The organism is Sphingobium vermicomposti (assembly GCF_011762025.1).
Lineage (GTDB): Bacteria > Pseudomonadota > Alphaproteobacteria > Sphingomonadales > Sphingomonadaceae > Sphingobium > Sphingobium vermicomposti.
In genome coordinates this window covers 924,274-944,045 of record NZ_JAASQR010000001.1, presented here as the reverse complement: position 1 = coordinate 944,045, position 19,772 = coordinate 924,274, and the positions used below count along the sequence as shown (strand labels likewise).

At 62.8% G+C, this 19,772-nt stretch carries 12 protein-coding genes and 1 riboswitch; of the genes, 10 read left to right on the top strand and 2 right to left on the bottom strand.

Annotated elements, in window-relative coordinates:
* Nucleotides 1–91: 91 nt before the first annotated feature.
* The 5 genes from FHS54_RS04505 to FHS54_RS04485 all read left to right on the top strand — a co-directional run bounded on the left by FHS54_RS04505 (nt 92) and on the right by FHS54_RS04485 (nt 6,021).
* Entirely contained in the window at nt 92–2,416 is a 2,325-nt protein-coding gene (locus tag FHS54_RS04505) for an FtsK/SpoIIIE family DNA translocase (RefSeq protein WP_167302556.1), read from the top strand.
* 323 nt (nt 2,417–2,739) lie between these two features.
* Nucleotides 2,740–3,375: a LolA family protein gene (locus tag FHS54_RS04500; protein ID WP_167302555.1), complete on the top strand. Its 636-nt coding sequence runs from the start codon at nt 2,740–2,742 to the stop codon at nt 3,373–3,375.
* Between the two features lie 293 nt (nt 3,376–3,668).
* On the top strand, nt 3,669–4,466 hold the full coding sequence (xth, locus tag FHS54_RS04495; protein ID WP_167302554.1) for an exodeoxyribonuclease III: 798 nt from the start codon (nt 3,669–3,671) through the stop codon (nt 4,464–4,466).
* Nucleotides 4,466–5,524 (top strand): GTP cyclohydrolase II, encoded by a 1,059-nt coding sequence (ribA, locus tag FHS54_RS04490; protein ID WP_167302553.1) that lies wholly within the window; start codon nt 4,466–4,468, stop codon nt 5,522–5,524. Before xth ends, ribA begins: the two co-directional genes overlap by 1 nt.
* A complete protein-coding gene (locus tag FHS54_RS04485) occupies nt 5,521–6,021 on the top strand; it encodes a L,D-transpeptidase family protein (protein WP_167302552.1) in 501 nt (166 codons plus the stop codon). Before ribA ends, FHS54_RS04485 begins: the two co-directional genes overlap by 4 nt.
* An 18-nt stretch (nt 6,022–6,039) precedes the next feature.
* On the opposite strand, the gene FHS54_RS04480 is transcribed toward FHS54_RS04485, so the two are convergent.
* The gene (locus FHS54_RS04480; RefSeq protein ID WP_167302551.1) at nt 6,040–8,802 is read right to left on the bottom strand and encodes a [protein-PII] uridylyltransferase; all 2,763 of its coding nucleotides are present in this window, start codon (nt 8,800–8,802) and stop codon (nt 6,040–6,042) included.
* Between the two features lie 9 nt (nt 8,803–8,811).
* Complete coding sequence (gene mutS, locus FHS54_RS04475) at nt 8,812–11,463, bottom strand: DNA mismatch repair protein MutS (protein ID WP_167302550.1); 2,652 nt, start codon at nt 11,461–11,463, stop codon at nt 8,812–8,814.
* Nucleotides 11,464–11,590: 127 nt separating this feature from the next.
* Here mutS and FHS54_RS04470 point away from each other — a divergent pair, with 127 nt between their 5' ends.
* From FHS54_RS04470 to FHS54_RS04450, 5 genes are all read left to right on the top strand, one after another.
* Complete coding sequence (locus tag FHS54_RS04470) at nt 11,591–13,852, top strand: NADP-dependent malic enzyme (protein ID WP_167302549.1); 2,262 nt, start codon at nt 11,591–11,593, stop codon at nt 13,850–13,852.
* Between the two features lie 26 nt (nt 13,853–13,878).
* A complete protein-coding gene (locus FHS54_RS04465; protein WP_167302548.1) occupies nt 13,879–14,373 on the top strand; it encodes a flavin reductase family protein in 495 nt (164 codons plus the stop codon).
* Between the two features lie 81 nt (nt 14,374–14,454).
* On the top strand, nt 14,455–15,450 hold the full coding sequence (locus FHS54_RS04460) for a polysaccharide deacetylase family protein (RefSeq protein WP_167302547.1): 996 nt from the start codon (nt 14,455–14,457) through the stop codon (nt 15,448–15,450).
* 146 nt (nt 15,451–15,596) lie between these two features.
* Nucleotides 15,597–15,845, top strand: a riboswitch (cobalamin riboswitch).
* A gap of 180 nt (nt 15,846–16,025) precedes the next feature.
* Nucleotides 16,026–18,167: a TonB-dependent receptor gene (locus FHS54_RS04455; RefSeq protein ID WP_243855607.1), complete on the top strand. Its 2,142-nt coding sequence runs from the start codon at nt 16,026–16,028 to the stop codon at nt 18,165–18,167.
* Nucleotides 18,154–19,659: a PepSY domain-containing protein gene (locus tag FHS54_RS04450; RefSeq protein WP_167302546.1), complete on the top strand. Its 1,506-nt coding sequence runs from the start codon at nt 18,154–18,156 to the stop codon at nt 19,657–19,659. Before FHS54_RS04455 ends, FHS54_RS04450 begins: the two co-directional genes overlap by 14 nt.
* Nucleotides 19,660–19,772 lie beyond the last annotated feature (113 nt).

The window sequence follows — 19,772 nt, the reverse complement described above, 5'->3', positions numbered from 1 at the left end:
TCCCACGACCAGTCGAAACGCCGGACTCTTGACGCGAACTCCCCGCTCGGCGCATTGTGCCGAACGGGAACATTTGGGGGACATTTAAGCCATGGCTGTCAGCCGCGGATCAAAGCGCACGCCGGAATGGCGCGAAATGCTGAAACGCAGCCTGATCCGAAGCGGCGCTTTGATCAGCGCAATCACGCTGATGCTGGCAACGCTGTTCCTGGCACTCGCGCTGCTCAGCTTTCGGCTCAGCGACCCGTCCATGATGACCGTGGCCGACAATCACGTCCAGAATATCATGGGCCTGCCCGGTGCATGGGTGTCCGCCCTTCTGCTGACCCTGCTGGGTGTCCCCGTCGCGCTGATCCTGCCGCTGCTGGCGATCACCGCCCGCCGTTTGTGGGGCGATCAGGACATGACCGACTGGAAAGCCCAATTCGGCAAATGCCTGCTCGGTATCGCCCTGGTAAGCATCGGACTGGCCATGTTCCAACCTGATTCCCTGATCGACCTGCCGTCCGGCTGGGGTGGGCTGGTGGGCCTGGCCACCGCCAGCGGCGTGCGCAGCCTTACCGCGCAGGCTCCGGCGGCGCAGGGCTGGATCACCGGCATTCTCATCGTCCTGATGCTGATCAGCGGTCTCTTCATCTGGTATCGCAGCTTGGCGCTGGAAAAGCCCATCATCGCCCTGCGCCGTCCCACATTACCGACGCTCAGCCTGCCCAAGCCCAGTTTCGCCCTGATTGGCGGCGGGTCCATCGCCGCCGACCCCGAGGATGAGGATGACGTCGAAGGCCGCGTCATCGCCCCCCGCCGCGCGGTCAGCAACGAACCCAAGCCCCCCATCAACATCCAGACACCCAAGCCCGCGCCCGCCCAGCGGCAAATGGCACCCGTGTCGCAGGACGATCTGTTCGGCAACAATTCGCTCCCGTCCGCCGACCTGCTCAATCCCATTCCCGTCAGTCAGGGGCAGAAGATCGACAAGGCCGCGTTGGAGCGTAACGCCCGATTGCTCGAAAGCGTGCTCGACGACTTCCATGTGAAGGGAAATATCGTCGAGGTTCGTCCCGGCCCCGTCGTCACCATGTATGAGCTGGAGCCCGCACCCGGCATCAAGGCGAGCCGCGTGATCGCCCTGGCCGACGACATCGCCCGCAACATGTCGGCTCTTTCCGCACGCGTGGCGACCATTCCCGGCCGCACCGTGATCGGCATCGAACTGCCGAACGCCAATCGCGAAGGCGTGTCCTTCCGCGAGTTGGTCACGTCCGAACAGTTTGGGCAGGATGCGACGCTGCCGATCATCCTGGGCAAGAATATTTCGGGCGAACCGATCATCGCCGATCTGGCACCCATGCCCCATTTGCTGATCGCCGGCACGACGGGTTCAGGCAAGTCGGTGGGCCTTAACGCCATGATCCTGTCGCTGCTTTACCGCATGACACCGGATCAGCTGCGCCTGATTATGATCGATCCCAAGATGCTGGAGCTGTCGACCTATGACGACATCCCGCATCTGCTATCGCCCGTTGTCACCGAACCGAGCAAGGCGATCCGCGCGCTCAAATGGGCGGTCGAGCAGATGGAGGATCGCTATCGCATGATGGCGTCCATCTCCGTTCGCAACCTCGCCAATTATAATGAGAAGGTGCGCGCCGCGAAAGCCAAGGGCAAGCCGCTGGGCCGCCGGGTGCAGACCGGCTACGACCCCGAAACCGGCAAGCCGATCTATGAAGAGGAGCAGCTGGATTTCCAGCCGCTGCCGCAGATCGTGGTGGTGGTGGACGAACTGGCCGACCTGATGATGACGGCGGGCAAGGAAGTCGAATTCCTGATCCAGCGGCTGGCGCAGAAGGCACGGGCCGCTGGCATCCACCTGATCCTCGCGACGCAGCGCCCATCGGTCGATGTCATCACCGGCGTGATCAAGGCGAACCTGCCGACCCGCATCAGTTTCTTCGTGACGTCGAAGATCGACAGCCGCACCATTTTGGGCGAACAGGGCGCCGAACAGCTGCTGGGCAAGGGCGACATGCTCTACATGCACGGCGGCAAGGGGCTGATGCGCGTCCACGGTCCCTTCGTTTCGGATGATGAGGTCCGGGTGGTCGCCGATCATTGGCGTGCCCAGGGTCAGCCGGACTATATCGCCGCCGTGACCGAAGAGCCGGAAGAGGGCAGCTTCGCGCTGGATGGCGTTGACCTGGGCGACGACAGCCCTGATGCCCAGCTGTTCCGCAAGGCGTGCCAGCTGGTGTTTGAGAATCAGAAAGCGTCCACCAGCTGGCTGCAGCGCCAGTTGCGCATCGGCTATAACAGCGCGGCCCGCCTGATCGAACGCATGGAAGAAGAAGGACTGGTCGGCCCCCCCAATCATGTCGGACGGCGCGAGGTGCTGCGCGATGAGAATGGCAGCCCACTTTAAGGGGAAATGAACGGGGACGTTCCATTGATTGCAAATAACGCAATCGTGAACGTTCCTTTCGCATTTGCGGCATCAGCCTGGATCGAGGAAAAGGGACCTGCCTTTCAGGCATCCTCTCCTAAAACTTTCCAGGCTGATCTTCGGATCAGCCTTTTTTTTGCCCTTCTGGATTGCCTTGGGGCAGCCCCACTCCGACACAATGGCGGCGGGGCAACAGAGTTGCTCTTCCTGCGAAACCTGTCTCAAAGGGAACGAGACAGTTCAGAGCGGGTTCAAACCCGGCCTTTTATCTAGATCATCTGAACAAGAGCGGAGAAGATTGCATGAAGCGCATCATCGCGCCCCTTCTGGCCCTGGCCGCCGCGCCTGTGTTGATGCCTGCGGCTACTGCCGTTGCGCAGCAGGCTCAGCCGGAACTTAACCGGGTCAATGCCTATATTCGTGGCGTCACCACGATGACGGCTGATTTCACCCAGACCGATCGCAACGGCCAGACGCTCAGCGGCAAGCTGACGATCAAGCAGCCCGGCAAGATCCGCTTTCAATATCAAAAGGGCGTGCCCCTGCTGATCGTCGGCGACGGCAAAGCGCTTACCATGATCGATTATGAAGTGCGGCAGGTCCAGCGCTGGCCCATCGGCAATTCGCCGCTCGGCGCGCTGATCGATCCGAAAAAGGACCTGTCGAAATTCGGCAAGGTCGTTCAGACCGGTGATCCGTCGGTGCTGAGCGTGCAGGCGCGCGATCCGCGCCGTCCCGAATTCGGCACGATCACCATGATCTTCAAACGTGATCCGTCCGGCCCGGCAGGACTTCAGCTTTATGGATGGGTCGCGCTGGATTCGCAGAATAACCGGACGTCCGTGCGACTTTCCAACCATGCCTATGGCGTGCCGGTGTCCGATTCTACCTTCCGCTGGAATGATCCCCGGCCAAAGGGACGCGCTGCGGGAGGGTGAATCGCTCCATCTGCGCGATGGACGGAAAAACCGTCGGCATTGTTCATCTGCCGCTCATATGAGGACCCCTAATAGGAAGTCCACGGCGAGGGACGAAGATCGGGATTTCCCCCCTGTTACCCGGAACTCACTCTCTCCGCGAAGCGCTTCAAGGGCGCGATCGAGACCCCCGTTCCATGCCCCCGGAGCGGGGGTCTTACTTTGTGGATGCACCACGACTTCGCCGATGTGGAAATGAGGACATGCACCCGCCGCAGCTTGCACCGCTCGCCGCAGGGTCCTAGTGGACCTTTATGCCGCAAACACTCAGCATCGCGTCCTGGAATATCAACAGCGTCCGCGCCCGGCTCGACATCGTCGAACATTTCCTGAGGGAAGAAGCGCCGGACATATTATGTCTTCAGGAAACCAAGGTGGTGAACGACATTTTCCCCGCCGCGCATTTCCGCCAGTTGGGCTATCAGCATCAGGTGCTGAACGGCCAGCGGATGCACCATGGCGTCGCGATCCTTTCCAAGGTGCCGATGTGGGAAGATGACCGGCTCGACTGGCAGGCCAATGGCGAAGCACGGCATGTCGGCGTGCGGCTCGACAATGGGGTCAGGATCGAAAATGTCTATGTGCCCGCTGGTGGCGATGTGCCGGATCGCACCGTCAATCCGAAGTTCGGCCAGAAAATCGACTTTCTTGAACGGATGATCGAATGGTCCTCACAGCTGGAGGATAAGCCCACCATCCTGACAGGGGATTTCAACGTCGCCCCGATGGAATGCGACGTGTGGAGCCACAAGCAACTGCTGAATGTCGTCAGCCACACCCCCATCGAATGCGAAATCCTGGCGCGCCTGCAGGATTCGAACGATTGGGTCGACATTGGCCGCCGATTTTACCCCGCGCCTGAACGGCTCTATACTTGGTGGAGCTATCGCGCCCGCGACTGGGCGGAATCTGATCGCGGGCGGCGGCTGGACCATATGTGGATGACGCAGGATGTGGCGGACAAGGCGATCAGCCACCGTGTCGTCGAACCGGCGCGCGGCTGGATCAAGCCGTCGGACCATATCCCGATCATCACGGAATTCGCGTTCTGATGGGCGCGCGCGCCGCTGCTCGCGCCATTGATGCGCTACGACGGGGCTGGGCGGTGACGGTCAGCGCCGCCGATGGTGCAATCCGGGTAATGGCGGTCGAAGGAGCGGACGCGGTAACCCTGTCCGATTTCGACCCGACCGCCAAAGCGGACATATTGATCGCGGCTGCGCGGGGCGAAACCTTGAAGCTGGCGAACCAGCTTGCCGCCGCTGATCCCGACATGCCTGTGTTGATCGCGCGTGCGCCATGGATCGACGGCGATGTTGCGATGACGATCGCGGATCCGGTGATGGATCTCGCGTCACCGCTGAAAGGGCCGTTCTCCGCCAAGCCGCTGGCTGCCCCGCTCGCGGCCAAGGCCAGCCTGAAACTCGCGCGGCTTGCCGGAATATTGCCCGCATTTTTCGTGACCTCCACCGGCGCCAGCGAAGCGGAAGTCGCCGCTGAAGATGTCGATGCCTATGACGATGCCACGCACCTGGCCATCGCAACACGGGCGCGGCTGCCGGTATCCACCAGCGAAACGGCGGAAATCGTCGCATTCCGCAGTCCCGATGAACCGCGCGAACATGTCGCGCTGGTCATCGGCAAGCGCGACGATTCCCTGCCGGTCGTGCGCCTGCATAGCGAATGCCTGACCGGCGATGTGCTGGGCAGCCTGAAATGCGATTGCGGCCCGCAATTGCATCAGGCCCTGCATCAGATCGCCGGATCGCGCTGGGGCGTGCTGTTGTACCTGCGGCAGGAAGGGCGCGGCATCGGGCTGATCAACAAGCTGCGCGCCTATGCGCTACAGGATCAGGGTTTTGACACGGTGGATGCCAATGTCCGGCTGGGCTTCGCCATCGACGCGCGCGATTTTTCAGTGGCCGCGCGAATGCTGGACCTGTTGGGTGTTGCCGAAGTGCGGCTGCTGACCAACAATCCGAACAAGGTGGCGGGTTTGGAAACCGCAGGGATCAAGGTGGCGGAACGTCTGCCGATCATTCTGCCCGCCAACCCGCATAATGAACATTATCTGGCGACCAAGCGCGACCGCACCGGGCATCAGTTGTGATGGCGATCCGCGTCGATGGCGCAGCCGGCAGGCTTCGCTTCGGCGCGATCGACATGCCTTGCACCATCGGTCGGGGCGGCCTTTGCGCGGCGGCGGACAAGCGGGAAGGCGACGGCTGCACGCCTGTGGGACGCTGGCCGGTGCGCGGCATATTGTTGCGACCGGGAAAAGCGGCGCCTGATGGCATCCGGCTACCGTGGCGCTGGGTCAGGGAGGGGGACGGCTGGTCGGACGATCCCGCGGACCCGGCCTATAATCGGCCCGTGCAGCTGCCGCGCGCGTTCTCAGCCGAATCGCTGCTGCGCGACGATGACGCCTATGACGTGATCGTCGTGCTGGGCCATAATGACGCGCCGCCGGTCCCTGGGCAGGGGAGCGCCATCTTCTTTCACCTGTCGGAAGGGAGACCGACCGCCGGTTGCGTAGCTGTGGACCGGGCCGACATGCTGAAGCTGTTGCCGTTGCTCGCGCCGGGTGACGTGATGGAAATTGCGTAGTTTACGCGCGACCGTCGGTCAGGCCCGCTCCAGCGTTTCACTCACGCCGCCATCCGCCGCTTCGAGCAGCCTGCGCTCCAGCGTCTGCAGCCGCCCCTTGCTCTCAATCTTCCCGCCCAGCAGGTCGGTCACATAGAAAGTGTCGACCGCCCGCTCGCCATAGGTGGCGACATGGGCGCTGTGGACTGTCACCTTGGACTGGAACAGCGCATTGGCCAGACTGAACAGCAGGGCAGGGCGGTCACGGGCATTGACTTCGATCACGGTGAAGCGGTTCGACGCCTTGTTGTCGATCAACACATTGGGTTCGATGCGGAACGCTTCCGCGCGGGTGCGGGGAAGGGGGCGCGCTTCCAGCCTGGTGATCATGCGGTGGCGGTTCGACAGGGAATCTTCGATCGCGCCGCGGATGCGCGTCAGTTGGTCAGGGCTGTGGAAAGCGCCGCCCAGCGGGTCCTGCACCAGGAAATTGTCGATGGCCACGCCGTCCCGCGTGGTGTGGATGCGCGCATCAATGATATTACCGCCTGCCAGATGAATGGCACCGGCGATGCGGTAGAACAGGCCCGGATGGTCAGCAGCATAGACGGTGACGAGGGTCGCGCCCCGTTGCGGATAATATTGCGCGGCGATCGACAGCTGGGACCCGGTCGATGCCAGTATGTGCTGGGCATTGTGGATCAAAATGTCCTCAGGCTCTGCAATCCAGTAGGATTCGGGCAGACGTTTGGCCAGCGCCGCGAAGTCGGCTGCCGACAGCCCCAGCGCCTGCCGCAATGCCTCCTGCTTGGCGGCGACCCGCTCGCCCCGGCCCTTCTGCTTATGCCCCAGGCGCAGCACTTCCTCGGCTGCTTCGTAAAGGTCGGCCAGCAACTGTCGCTTCCAGCTGTTCCACACCCCCGGACCAACGGCGCGGATATCGACCACGGTCAGGCAGAGCAGCAGGCGCAGGCGCTCAGGGCTCTGCACCACCTCCACGAAATCAAGGATGGTCTTGTAATCGGCCAGGTCGCGTTTGAAGGCGGTGGCCGACATCAACAGATGATAGCGGACCAGCCAGGCGACCGTTTCCGTTTCGGCGGCGGTCATACCCAGCCGCGGGCACAGCTGTTCGGCGACTTCCGCCCCCAGGACGCTGTGATCGCCGCCGCGCCCCTTGGCGATGTCGTGCAGCAGCACCGCAACATAGAGCGCCCGCCGCGAAATCAGCTTGCCCATGAGGCTGGTCATCAGCGGGTGATCCTGCGCCAGATCGCCTTTTTCAATTTTGGCCAGCAGGCCCACGGCGCGGATCGTGTGTTCGTCCACCGTATAATGATGGTACATGTCGAATTGCATCTGCGCGACAACGCGGCGAAAATCTGGGACGAAACGACCGAAAACGGTGGATTCATTCATCCAGCGCAGCACCGTTTCGGGGTCGCGCGGCGATGTCAGCACATCCATGAAGGCGGCATTGGCGCGCGGGTCGCGCCGAATTTTTGCGGTGATCAGGCCTGCGTCCCGGCTCGCCGTGCGCATGGCGCTGGGGTGAATGGCCAGCCCGTGGCGATCGGCGATGGCGAATATTTCCAGCAGTCGGACAGGATCGGCCTTGAAGAAATCATCGTCGGGCAAGGCCAGGCGTCCACGGTCCAGCACGAACCCGTCCAGCTTCTTAGGTCGGCGGAACATCGCGGGGATATAGCGGCGGCCCTTCGCGCCCAGCTGGTCATCCAGATGCGCCAGGAACACGGCAGTAAGGTCGCCGACGATTTTCGCATTCAGGAAATAATAGCGCATGAAACGCTCCACCCCTGACCGGCCCTGTCGACCGGTGAAGTGCATGCGCGTCGCCGTTTCCAGCTGCAGGTCGAAGGTCAGGCGGTCTTCGGTCCGCCCCGTGATCATGTGCAGATGGCATCGCACGGCCCACAGGAAATCCTCCGCCTTCTGGAACTGGCGCAGTTCAACCTCGGTCAACAGGCCAACATCGACCAGTTCGGCGACGGAACGCACGCGGTTCACATATTTGCCGATCCAGAACAGCGTATGCAGGTCGCGCAGCCCGCCCTTGCCTTCCTTGACATTGGGTTCGACCACATAACGACTGTCGCCCATCCGGCGATGACGTTCGTCGCGCTCCTCCAGCTTTTCCGTGACGAAGGTGCGGGCCGTGCCCTGCATCACTTCGGCGTCGAACCGCTTGGCCGATTCTTCATACAGGGCGCGGTCGCCCCAGATGTAACGCGCCTCCAGCAAAGCGGTGCGCACGGTCAGGTCCGATTTGGCCATGCGCATGGTTTCGTCCATCGACCGGCTGGAATGGCCGACCTTCAGGCCCAGGTCCCACAGCGAATAGAGCATGGATTCGATGACCTGCTCGGTCCAGCCGGTTGGTTTCCATGGGGTGATGAAGGCAATATCGACGTCGCTATGCGGTGCCATTTCGCCCCGGCCATATCCGCCCACGGCCAGCAGGGCCAACCGCTCGCCGGTGCTGCGATTGCTCGCGGGATATAGGTGATGCGTGGTCGCGTCGTACAGCACGCGCAATATCTGATCGATCAGGAAGGCAAAGGCGCTCACCACCTCCCGTCCCTTTGTCGGTTTCGCCTCAAGCCGACGTGCGACTTCCAACCGGCCCTCGTCCAGCGCGCTCTTCAATTCCTTCACGACCAAGCCGCGCAGCTTCATCGTGTCGCCCCTATGGTCCTGCGCCAGGGCGTTGATGCTGTCGGAAATCGCGCGGCGGTCGATGATCGCCCGGCGCGATCCCAATGTGGGGAATTGCATGACCATGAATCTAATCTAGTCCTCGCCCGATGCGGCGGCCAGTTGTTTCAGCTGGTATAATTGATCGAGCGCGTCGCGCGGGGACAGCGCGTCCACATCGATGGCGTCGATCGCGGCGCGCAGTGGATCGGCCTTTTCCTCTGCCTGGGCTGCTGCGGCGGCGAATAGCGGCAGGTCGTCCAGCCCTGCGGCGATCCCGCCGGTTTTTGCCTTCCCCGCTTCCAGCCGCGCAAGAACATCCTTGGCGCGCTTGAGAACGGCGGTCGGCAGCCCCGCCAGCCGGGCGACCGCCAAGCCATAGCTGCGATCCGCCGGCCCTTCGGACACTTCGTGCAGCAGGACCAGGTCACCCTTCCATTCGCGCGCGCGGACATGATGGAGCGACAGCGATGGCAGCGTTTCGGCGAGCCGCGTCAGCTCATGATAATGGGTCGCGAACAGGCAACGGCAGCGGTTGATCTCATGCACCGCCTCCACCACCGCCCAGGCGAGCGCCAGACCATCATAGGTAGAAGTGCCGCGCCCCACTTCGTCCAGGATCACAAAGCTGCGTGCGGTCGCCTGGGACAGGATAGCGGCGGTTTCGACCATCTCGACCATGAAGGTTGAGCGGCCACGCGCCAGATTGTCCGATGCGCCCACCCGGCTGAACAGCCGGTCGACCAGCGTCAGCGTCGCTGATTGTGCCGGGACATAGGCACCTGCCTGCGCCAGTAGGACGATCAGCGCATTCTGCCGCAGAAAGGTCGACTTGCCGCCCATATTGGGGCCGGTGACCAGCCAGAGCCGGTCGGCGTCGCCCAGCCGGCAATCATTGGCGATGAAGGGCTGGCCGTCGCGGCGCAACGAATCTTCCACCACCGGATGGCGACCACCGACAATCTCCAGGCAGGGGCCTTCGCCATCATCGGCCAGGAAATGGGGCCGCGCCCAGCCGCCTTCCGCCGCGCGTTCGGCCAGGGCGGCGGCAACGTCAAGCCGCGCGAGCGCCTCTGCGGCCAGCGCGATGTCCGCCTTGCGGTCAAGGACGGAGGCGACCAGTTCTTCCAGATGCGACGCTTCGGCGATCAGCGCATGCGCGCCCGCCTGTGCGACTCGCCCGGCCTGTTCATGCAGGTCCACCGAATTGAAGCGAACGACCCCGGCCAGCGTCTGGCGGTGGGTAAAGCCGCTATCGGGCTGCATCAATGGGTCGGCTGCTCGCGCAGGAACCTCGACATGATAGCCCAGCACGCCATTGTGGCGGATCTTCAGGCTGGCGATGCCGGTCTGCTCGCGATATTTCGCCTCCAGCGCTGCGATTGCGCGGCGGCCATCGCCAGCCAGCCGACGCAGTTCGTCCAATGCGGGATCGTAACCGTCGGCGATATAGCCGCCGCTGGCCGTTTCCGTCGGCGGGCTGGGCACAAGCGCGCGCGAAAGGCCATCGACCAACGCGCCGTGGCCGTCCATCGCAGGCAGCAGCTGCGCAAGCAGCGGCGGCATGCCGGACAACCGCGCCAGCCTTTCCCGCAGCAGCCGCGCTTCGCCCAGCCCGTCGCGCAATTGGCCCAGATCGCGTGGGCTGCCCCGACCGATGGCGACCCGCCCCAGCGCGCGGCCGATGTCGGGCAGCGCGCGCAGGGCCGCGCGCAGTTGATCACGCAGCAACGGATCGTCGTGGAACAGCTGAACAAGCCCCAGCCTCGCTTCAATCGCCGCCCGGTCCATCAAAGGAGCGGAAAGGTCCTGCGCCAGCAGCCGCGCCCCTGCGCCCGTGACGGTGCGGTCGACCGCGCCCAGCAGGCTGCCCGCGCGCGCGCCGCTCATCGTCGCCGTGATTTCCAGACTTTCGCGCGTAGCCGCATCAATCGCGACATGCGCCCCGCTGGCCTTGCGAACCGGGGGGGCGAGGAAGGGCAGGGTGCCTTTGCCTGCATGGTCGAGATAGCTGAGCAGCCCGCCCATCGCCGATAATTCCGCGCGGCTGAACTGGCCAAAGCCGTCCAGCGTGGCGACGCCGAACAGGCGCTTTAGCGCGGCTTCCGCCCGGCCGCTTGAAAAGGCGGCGCGGTCGAAGGGATGGGCTTCGGGTAGGTCCAGGACCAGCCCCTCCGGCACGACGATTTCGCTGGGGCGCAGCCTGGCCAGCTCAGCGGGCAGATCGCCCGTGCGCAGCATCAGCGTTTCGAAAAGGCCGGTCGAAATGTCGGCGGCGGCAAGGCCATATTCGCCCGCGCCGTCGCCGCCAGTCTGGCAAAGCGCCACCAGCATGTTGTCGCGCCGGGAATCGAGCAAGGTTTCTTCGGTCAGCGTGCCCGCCGTCACATATCGAACGATGGCGCGTCCGACCAATGCCTTGGACCCGCGCGCCTTGGCCTGCGCGGGCGTTTCGGTCTGTTCGGCGATGGCGACGCGATGCCCCGCCTTGATCAGCCGGGCGAGGTAGTTTTCCGCACTATGCACCGGCACCCCGCACATCGGGATGGGCGCGCCGTCATGTTCGCCGCGGCTGGTTAGCGCGATGTCGAGCGTTGCCGCCGCCGCCTTCGCATCGTCGAAGAACAGCTCGAAAAAATCCCCCATCCGGTAAAAGAGCAGGCAATCCTGCGCCTCCCCCTTGAGCGAGAGATATTGCGCCATCATCGGCGTGGGCTGCGAGGGGGCTGGATCCTTCGATGTGGACATCACTTACCAGCCGATAGCCGCATGGCTTCGATGAGGGAAGAGCGCGAAAAATCCCTTCTCGCGCTTGCCCACAGGCACGGCATGACGCTAGGGCCGCTAGAAGCAGAAAAACTGAATGGATGGGACTATGGCCGACAAGTCGAGTGTGGAATTTTCAGAGCGCGAGGCGCTGTTCTTCCACTCGACTGGCCGCCCAGGCAAGATTGAGATCATCGCGTCCAAGCCGATGGCGACGCAGCGTGACCTCAGCCTCGCTTATTCGCCCGGCGTCGCGGTGCCGGTCCGCGCCATCGCAGAGGACCCGGCGACCGCCTATGATTACACCGCCAAGGGCAATCTTGTCGCGGTCATCTCCAACGGCACGGCGATCCTGGGCCTGGGCAATCTGGGCGCGCTCGCGTCCAAGCCAGTGATGGAAGGCAAGGCGGTGCTGTTCAAGCGCTTCGCCGACGTGGACTCGATCGACATCGAGCTCAAGACCGAGGATGTCGACAGGTTCATCGATGCGGTCGAACTGATGGAGCCGACCTTCGGCGGCATCAACCTTGAAGATATCAAGGCACCCGAATGCTTCATTATCGAACAGACGCTGAAGGAACGGATGAACATTCCGGTCTTTCATGATGATCAGCATGGCACGGCGATCATTGCCGCGGCAGGCGTCATCAACGCAGCGATGCTGACTGGCCGTGATCTGAAAGACATGAAGGTGGTGGTGAACGGGGCAGGGGCGGCCTCCATTTCCTGCACCGAACTGATCAAGGCGATTGGCGTCCGGCATGACAATGTCATCATGTGCGACAGCAAGGGCGTTATCTACCAGGGCCGCACCGAAGGCATGAACCAGTGGAAATCGGCCCATGCGGTGAAAACCGATGCGCGTACGCTGGGCGAAGCAATCAAGGGCGCCGATGTGTTTCTGGGCCTGTCGGTCGCGGGTGCGGTGTCGCAGGACATGGTCAAGGCCATGGCCCCCCGCCCGATCATTTTCGCCATGGCCAATCCCGACCCGGAAATCACCCCGCCCGACGTGCTGGAGGTGCGCCCCGATGCGATCGTCGCAACCGGTCGGTCGGACTATCCCAACCAGGTCAACAATGTGCTGGGATTCCCCTTCATCTTCCGCGGTGCGCTCGACGTGCGGGCGACAGGCATCAATGAACCGATGAAGGTCGCTGCGGCGCAGGCGATCGCCGAACTGGCGCGCGAACAGGTGCCCGAAGAAGTTGCGAAAGCCTATGGCCGCTCGCACAGCTTTGGCCCCGATTATATCATCCCCGCGCCCTTCGACCCGCGCCTGATGGAAGTCGTGCCTGCAGCGGTGGCGCAGGCGGCGATGGAATCGGGTGTCGCCCAGAAGCCGATCGTGGACATGGCCGCTTATCGCCAATCGCTCAAAGGCCGGCTTAATCCGACTACGTCGGTGCTCACCACTGCCTATGAAGTGGCAAAGGCGAACCCGAAGCGCGTCGTTTTCGCTGAAGCCGAAGAAGAAGTCGTGTTGCGCGCCGCCATTCAGTTCCGCGACCTGGGCTATGGCGTCCCGGTGCTGGTGGGACGCCAGGATGTCGTAGACAAGCTGAAAGCGTTGGGCGTGCGCGACCCTGAAAGCTTTGAACTGCATAACAGCGTCAATTCGCCGCTGGTGCCCGAAATGGTGGACACACTGTATAAACGGCTGCAACGGCGCGGCTATCTGCGTCGCGACTGCGAGCGCATGGTCAACCGGGATCGTAACATCTTTGGCACGCTGCTGGTGACCATGGGGGTCGCCGATGCGATGATCACCGGCATGACCCGTCCCTTTGCCCAGACGCTGCGCGAAGTGAAGCGCGTCATGGACCCGGCACCAGGCCGGACGCCTTTTGGCATTCATGTCATCATTTCGAAGGACAAGACCGTATTTCTTGCCGATACGACCGTCAATGAACGGCCATCGGCCAGTGAACTGGCGGATATTGCGGAAGGCACCGTCGCCGTCGCCCGCCGCATGGGTCATGACCCGCGCGTTGCTTTCCTGTCCTATTCCAACTTCGGCAATCCGCCCGGCGCGCATCTGGAAAATATGCGGGATGCGATCAAGGTGCTCGATGGGCGCGATGTCGATTTCGAATATGAAGGGGAAATGACGGCGGACGTCGCGCTCAATCCCACCGTCATGAAAAACTATCCGTTCAGCCGCCTGTCCGGCCCGGCAAATGTCCTGGTGATGCCGGGACTGCAATCGGCCAATATTTCTGCCAAGCTGTTGCGCGAAATAGGCGGCTCGACAATGATCGGCCCGATGCTGGTCGGTATGGACAAATCGGTGCAAATCGCGACCATGGCGTCCAACGCTTCGGAACTTCTGACGCTTGCGGTGCTCGCTTCGGCAGGCGTTGCGCTTTAATTCTTCATAGGGACAGGCACGTGGCAATGACGGAAATAACGGTGATCGACAGTGCAACTTTCCGCCGCGTGCTCGGTCACTATCCGACCGGCGTCTGCGTCGTGACTGCCATCGACCAGGGCGCGCCCGTCGCCATGGTGGTTGGTTCCTTCACCTCGGTTTCGCTTGACCCGCCGCTGGTCGCCTTTTTCCCTGCCAAAAGTTCGACCAGTTGGCCCTTGATCGAGCGCGCGGGCAAATTCTGCGTCAATGTGCTGGGCAGCGACCAGAGGCTGCTTTGCCAGCAGCTTTCGGGCAAGGGAGAGGACAGGTTTTCCGGCGTGACGCATCGCGATTCGGCCAATGGCTCCCCGATCCTGGACGGCGTGGTTGCCTGGATCGACTGCACGCTGGACGCGGTTCATGACGCGGGCGACCATTATATCGCCGTCGGGCGCGTGATGGCGCTGGAGGCGGAAACGCCGGGCAAGCCGCTGCTGTTTTTCCAGGGTGGTTATGGCGAATTCAACCCGCTGGTCTGATCTATCGGCCTGACGCCTATGCTTTGCGGCCTTCGGAGCGGAGTTACTGCTCCTTAAGCTGCAGTGGCTAGGGTGGGAGCCATGTTGGATGATAACGCCTCTACCGCCCTGCTGATCACCGTCGATACGGAATTGTCCGCCTTGCTGCATCAGCGGGGGATGAGCCTGGATGATAATGTCCGCAGCTCGATCTGGGGTGATGCGAAAGGCGGCAGCTATGGGATCGGCTGGCAGATGGACCAGCTCGAAGAACATGGCCTGAAAGGCGTATTCTTTCTCGACCCCATGCCTGCTCTGGTTTTTGGCCCTGATTTCCTCAAGCCCATTGTCGCCGCGATCGCGGAGCGCGGGCATGAGGTGCAGTTGCACGTCCATACCGAATGGCTGGCCCATGCGACGCACTCTCCCGTTCAGGGGCTGACGGGACGCAATATTGGCGACTTTTCCCTCGGCGATCAGCTGACCCTCCTGCGCATGGCGCGGACATGGCTCGAAGATGCGGGCGCTCCTGCCATCAACGCCTTTCGGGCGGGCAATTTTGGCGCGAATGACGACACGCTCCGCGCCTTGGCGCAACTGGGCATTGCCTGGGACAGCAGCGTCAACCCGGCCTATCATCAACATGGCTGCCGCATCACCGACGCGCGCGCGCAGACGGGAATCACGCGTCAGCTGGGAATGCTGGAGGTACCGGTGAGCGGGATCATCGACCGCCCTGGCAGCTTCCGTCCAGCCCAGCTGTGCGCCATGTCCGCCACGGAGATGCGCGCTGGCCTCAGACATGCGGTGCAGGAAAGTCACGGCGCTTTCATGGCCCTGACCCACAGTTTTGAAATGCTGTCGCGCGACCGTCAGCGCCCCAATCATGCGGTCATGCGACGCTTCACCGCATTATGCCGGGAGGCTGCATGCCTGCCTGGGATTCGGACCGCCGGATTCCATGATCTGCCGCCCTCCCTGGCGGATGAACATGCCGAACCGACGCTCCTGCCCGCAAATCGCATACGCACGGCCATGCGCCGGGTTCAGCAGGTCTGGGGTACGTGGCGCTATGAACGGCGGCTCGTCCCTGCCTGACTCGCAGCATAGTTCGCGCTGGGCCAAATAGTCAGCGCGTGCCGCCGAGCTTTCTGGTGCCTGGGCAGGACTTGTTGGACAGGTCTTGCATAGGCGAAGCTGGAAATATAAGGAGCCTCGTCCCCTCCGCACCTGACGGGTGCAAGAAGGACAAAGATCGCGTCGGTTCCCCGGAAACGGGGATGAAAAGGGAATGCGGTGCGGGCTGTGTGAGCGGCCCAATTCCGCGGCTGTCCCTGCAACTGTAAGTGGCGAGCGCGATATACATGTGCGGACGGCATTCACGCCCTTCCGCCAGCCACTGGGCCGGACGCTAAATCCTGCGAGGCCTGGGAAGGCCGTATATCAACCGATGACCCATGAGCCAGGAGACCTGCCGGCGTCTGGTCGCTCTTGCCTTGGTCCAGGGGATGGCCGCGGCACGGTGAACTCCGTCTGAGCGACGACTGAGCGGCTGGGGCCGCATCGGAAGCCGTGTTGGTCGCCCCTGGCGTCCGACCGATGTCGGCTGCCGACCGTTCGTGAACGGCACGCCCCGGCTGAATGTCGCGAGACGCCGACGGGGTGAATTTCTAATGATTATGACAGTTTCCTACGCCTCTCGCCTGGTTCTGGCCTTCGCCTTGGCGGCCTCCTGCACAACCAAGCTCGTCCATGCCGAAGAGGCCGATGACGGCGCGTCTTCCATCCTGGTGACCGGCCAGCGCAACACCGCCCTTGATGAGCCGCAATCCACCGGCAGCCGACTCAATCTTACCGCCCTGGAAACGCCAGCTAGCGTCGAAACACTGACCGGCGACCTGATTCGCGCGCGCGGCGATCTGACGATCGTCGATGCCGTCACCCGCGCCACCGGCATCAGTTCGGTCGCCAATCCTGGGAACGGCGGGACCGGCCTCGCCGCACGTGGGTTCAGCGGTCAGGGATCGGTAATGATCCTTTATGACGGCGTTCGTCTCTATCCCGGCGCGGGCACTGTTACCTTCCCCACCGACCCTTGGACGGTCGACCGGATCGAGGTTCTGCGCGGCCCGGCATCTGTGCTCTACGGACAGGGCGCTATCGGCGGCGCGGTGAACGTCATCTCCAGAAAGCCGAACAGCGAACGTACCGTCGTCGATGCGCAAGCTGGCTACGGATCACAGGATAGCTGGCGGATCGGCGCTGGAATCGGTGGACCGGCGAGCGACACGCTTTCCTATCGCGTCGATGTCAGCCGCACCCAGTCTGACGGCTGGGTCGATCGCGGCGGCTCGAAGGGGCTGGCGATATCCGGCTCGCTACGCTTCGCGCCGACTGACAATTTCGCGCTGACGCTGTCGGACGATTACAGTGATCAGAAGCCGACGCGCTATTTCGGCACCCCGCTGATTGACGGAAAGCTGGACGATCGCAACAGGCGCCTGAACTACAACGTATCGGACGCGGTGATCCATTACAGGGACAACCGGACGACGCTGAAAGCGCAATGGGGCATCGCCGAAGGGATCGATTTCACCAGCACCACTTACCGGCTGACCACCGACCGGCGCTGGCGCAATCTGGAAAGCTATTTCTGGAATGGCACGACCGGCCAGATCGATCGCACCGACTATCTGGGTATCGATCACGACCAGACACAGACCGGCAATCAGACGAGCCTTCTCATCAGCCGTCCCGTCGGGAAGATGAAAAATGACCTCGTCATCGGCTTCGATCTCAACCGCATCAGGTTCAAGCACGGCAATGATTTCTATCCCGGCGCTCCGGCGATACCCGATAGTCCGGTCGATCCGTTCGACTTCACGCCCGGTCTGTTTGATACGACCGTGCCGATCCTGCCCGCCTATCGCACGCGCACGCGGCAATATTCGCTCTTTGCCGAGGACCGGCTGGCGCTGACCGACCGGTTCTCGCTGGTCGCCGGGATCAATTTCGAGCATGCCAATGTGAAACGCCTTACGATCGCCACGAACGGCAGCGAAACGCATGCGCTCGACAAAACGCTCAGCAACACCACCTGGCGGGTCGGGGCCGTCTATCAGCCGGTGCCGTCGCTTTCGCTCTACGCGCAATATGCGACGGCGGTGGACCCTCTGGGATCGCTGGTTACTTTCTCGCCCAGCCAGTCGCAGTTCAGGAACACGACCGGCGATCAGGTCGAAGCCGGCGTCAAGGCCAGCTTCCTTAACGGACGCGGCAGCTTCACCTTCGCCGCCTACCGCATCGTCAAGAAGAACCTGCTGGTGCGCGACCCGAACAATCTCACTAGCACGACACCGCTCCAGGTCGGCCAGCGGTCGGCAAAGGGGCTGGAGGCATCGCTAACGCTCGACCTGCCACAGGGATTCGGTATCGAAGCCAACGGCACCGTGCTCGAGGCAAAGTTTGACGAGTTCAACGCGGGCGGCATTTCGTACAACGGCGACACCCCGCCGAACATCCCCGAGACGACGGCCAATCTGTGGCTGCGCTATGACGCTACCAGGCGACTACAGACCCGTGCGGGCCTGCGCTATGTCGGCCATAGCTTCTCCGACAACGCCAACGCCTATCGAGTGCCGGGGTACGCGGTTGTAGATGCGAGCGTCTCCTATGCCTTGACGGATAATGTCGCGCTCAGCGTCCGCGCCTATAATCTGTTCGACAAGGACTATGCGGTCACCACCTACAATGACGAGCAATGGCTGCTCGGTCGGCCCCGCTCGGTAGACGTGGCGCTCCGTGCCAGTTTCTGAAGCACGCCGCAGACCAGCGCCGGGCCGTGTGGCCCGGCGCTGGCTCTACATCTTTCATCGCTGGACAGGCATTGTCCTGTGCCTGTTCTTCGCCATCTGGTTTCTTTCAGGGCTGGTGATGCTCTATGTCTCCTTCCCCTCCTTCCGGGCGGGGGAGCGGGTGGCGACCGCAGCGCCGATCGATTGGGGGCAAGTGCATGTCGGTCCCGGTCAGGCGCTGGCACGCCTGAACGAAACGCAGTTCCCCACGGAAATGCGGCTCGGCATGACAGCCGGGGAGCCGGTCTATCGCTTCGTCACTCAAGCAGGAAGGCGGGCGGTCTCAGCGAAAACCGGCGGGGAAATCCATGGCGTCGATGCATCGCGCGCCCGGCAGATCGCGGGGATGCTTGTCGGCGCGCCTGCCCTTTCCGTCGATCTGGTCGATCATGACCAATGGGTCGTCACCCGATCTTATAAAGCAATGGCCCCCTTTTGGCGTGTGCGGCTGGCCGACGCGGCGGCGACCGACGTCTATGTCAGTCAGAAAACCGGCGAGGTGGTGCAGAACACGACGGCGCATGAGCGCTTCTGGAACTGGCTGGGCGCGGTCCCCCACTGGATCTATTTCGAAGCGCTGCGTGTGTTTCAGGAACCCTGGCGACAGACAGTCTTGTGGACATCGGGCATCGGCATGTTGGGCGCGGTGGCTGGTTTCTGGATCGGCTGGATGCGCGTCCGACTGGCCCGGCGATACAAATCCGGGTCAGTCAGCCCCTATCGCGGCTGGATGAAATGGCATCATGTCATCGGGCTGTTCGGCGGCGTTTTTCTCATCGGCTGGGTGTTCAGCGGCTGGCTGTCCATGAGCCCTTGGGGCGGATTGGGGGACAAGCGGCGCGCCGATGTTGCCAGCCTCTATACCGACGCGCGAAGCGGCTTTCCGGCGACCGACAATGCGACATTGGCCCGCGCGGCACAGGGCGCTCGCGAAGTTCGGTTCGCATATCTGGGGGGCGATCCGATCATCAGCATATGGGGACGTGGACCGACCGCGCTGCTGGATGCGAAAAGCGGCAACGCCATGGTCCCGGATCAGGCGCATATTGTCGCAATCGCTCAACGCGCCATGCCGGGCGCGCGCCTGACGGAGGTCGATCGGCTGGAGCAACCCGATCGCTACTGGTATTCGACAGGCGATCTGCGTGATGACAGCCGTCCCCTGCCGATATTACGGCTGAAATTCGACGACCCTGCGCGCACATGGCTGCATATCGATCCGGCGACCGGTGCCTTGCTTGGACAATTGGGATCGGGAGGACGCTCCCATCGTTGGCTGTTCAACGCGCTGCACAGTCTGGACCTGCCCTGGCTGCTCATCTGGCCACCGGCACGGCACATCTTCATCTGGTTCTTGTCCTGCGCTGGCGTGGTCATTTCCTTAAGCGGCATCGTCATCGGCTGGAGGCGGTTGTTTCCCCACAAGAAAACCACCGCCCGGATGGTGGCCTGATCCGCAGACGAGCATTTGGACTGCCGCACATTTTCGCGGACGGCATTCAACGCCAGCTCAGCCGCCGCCGGTCCCGCCATCGGCTTGCCTCACTTTGACTTTCCCTGTTAAGG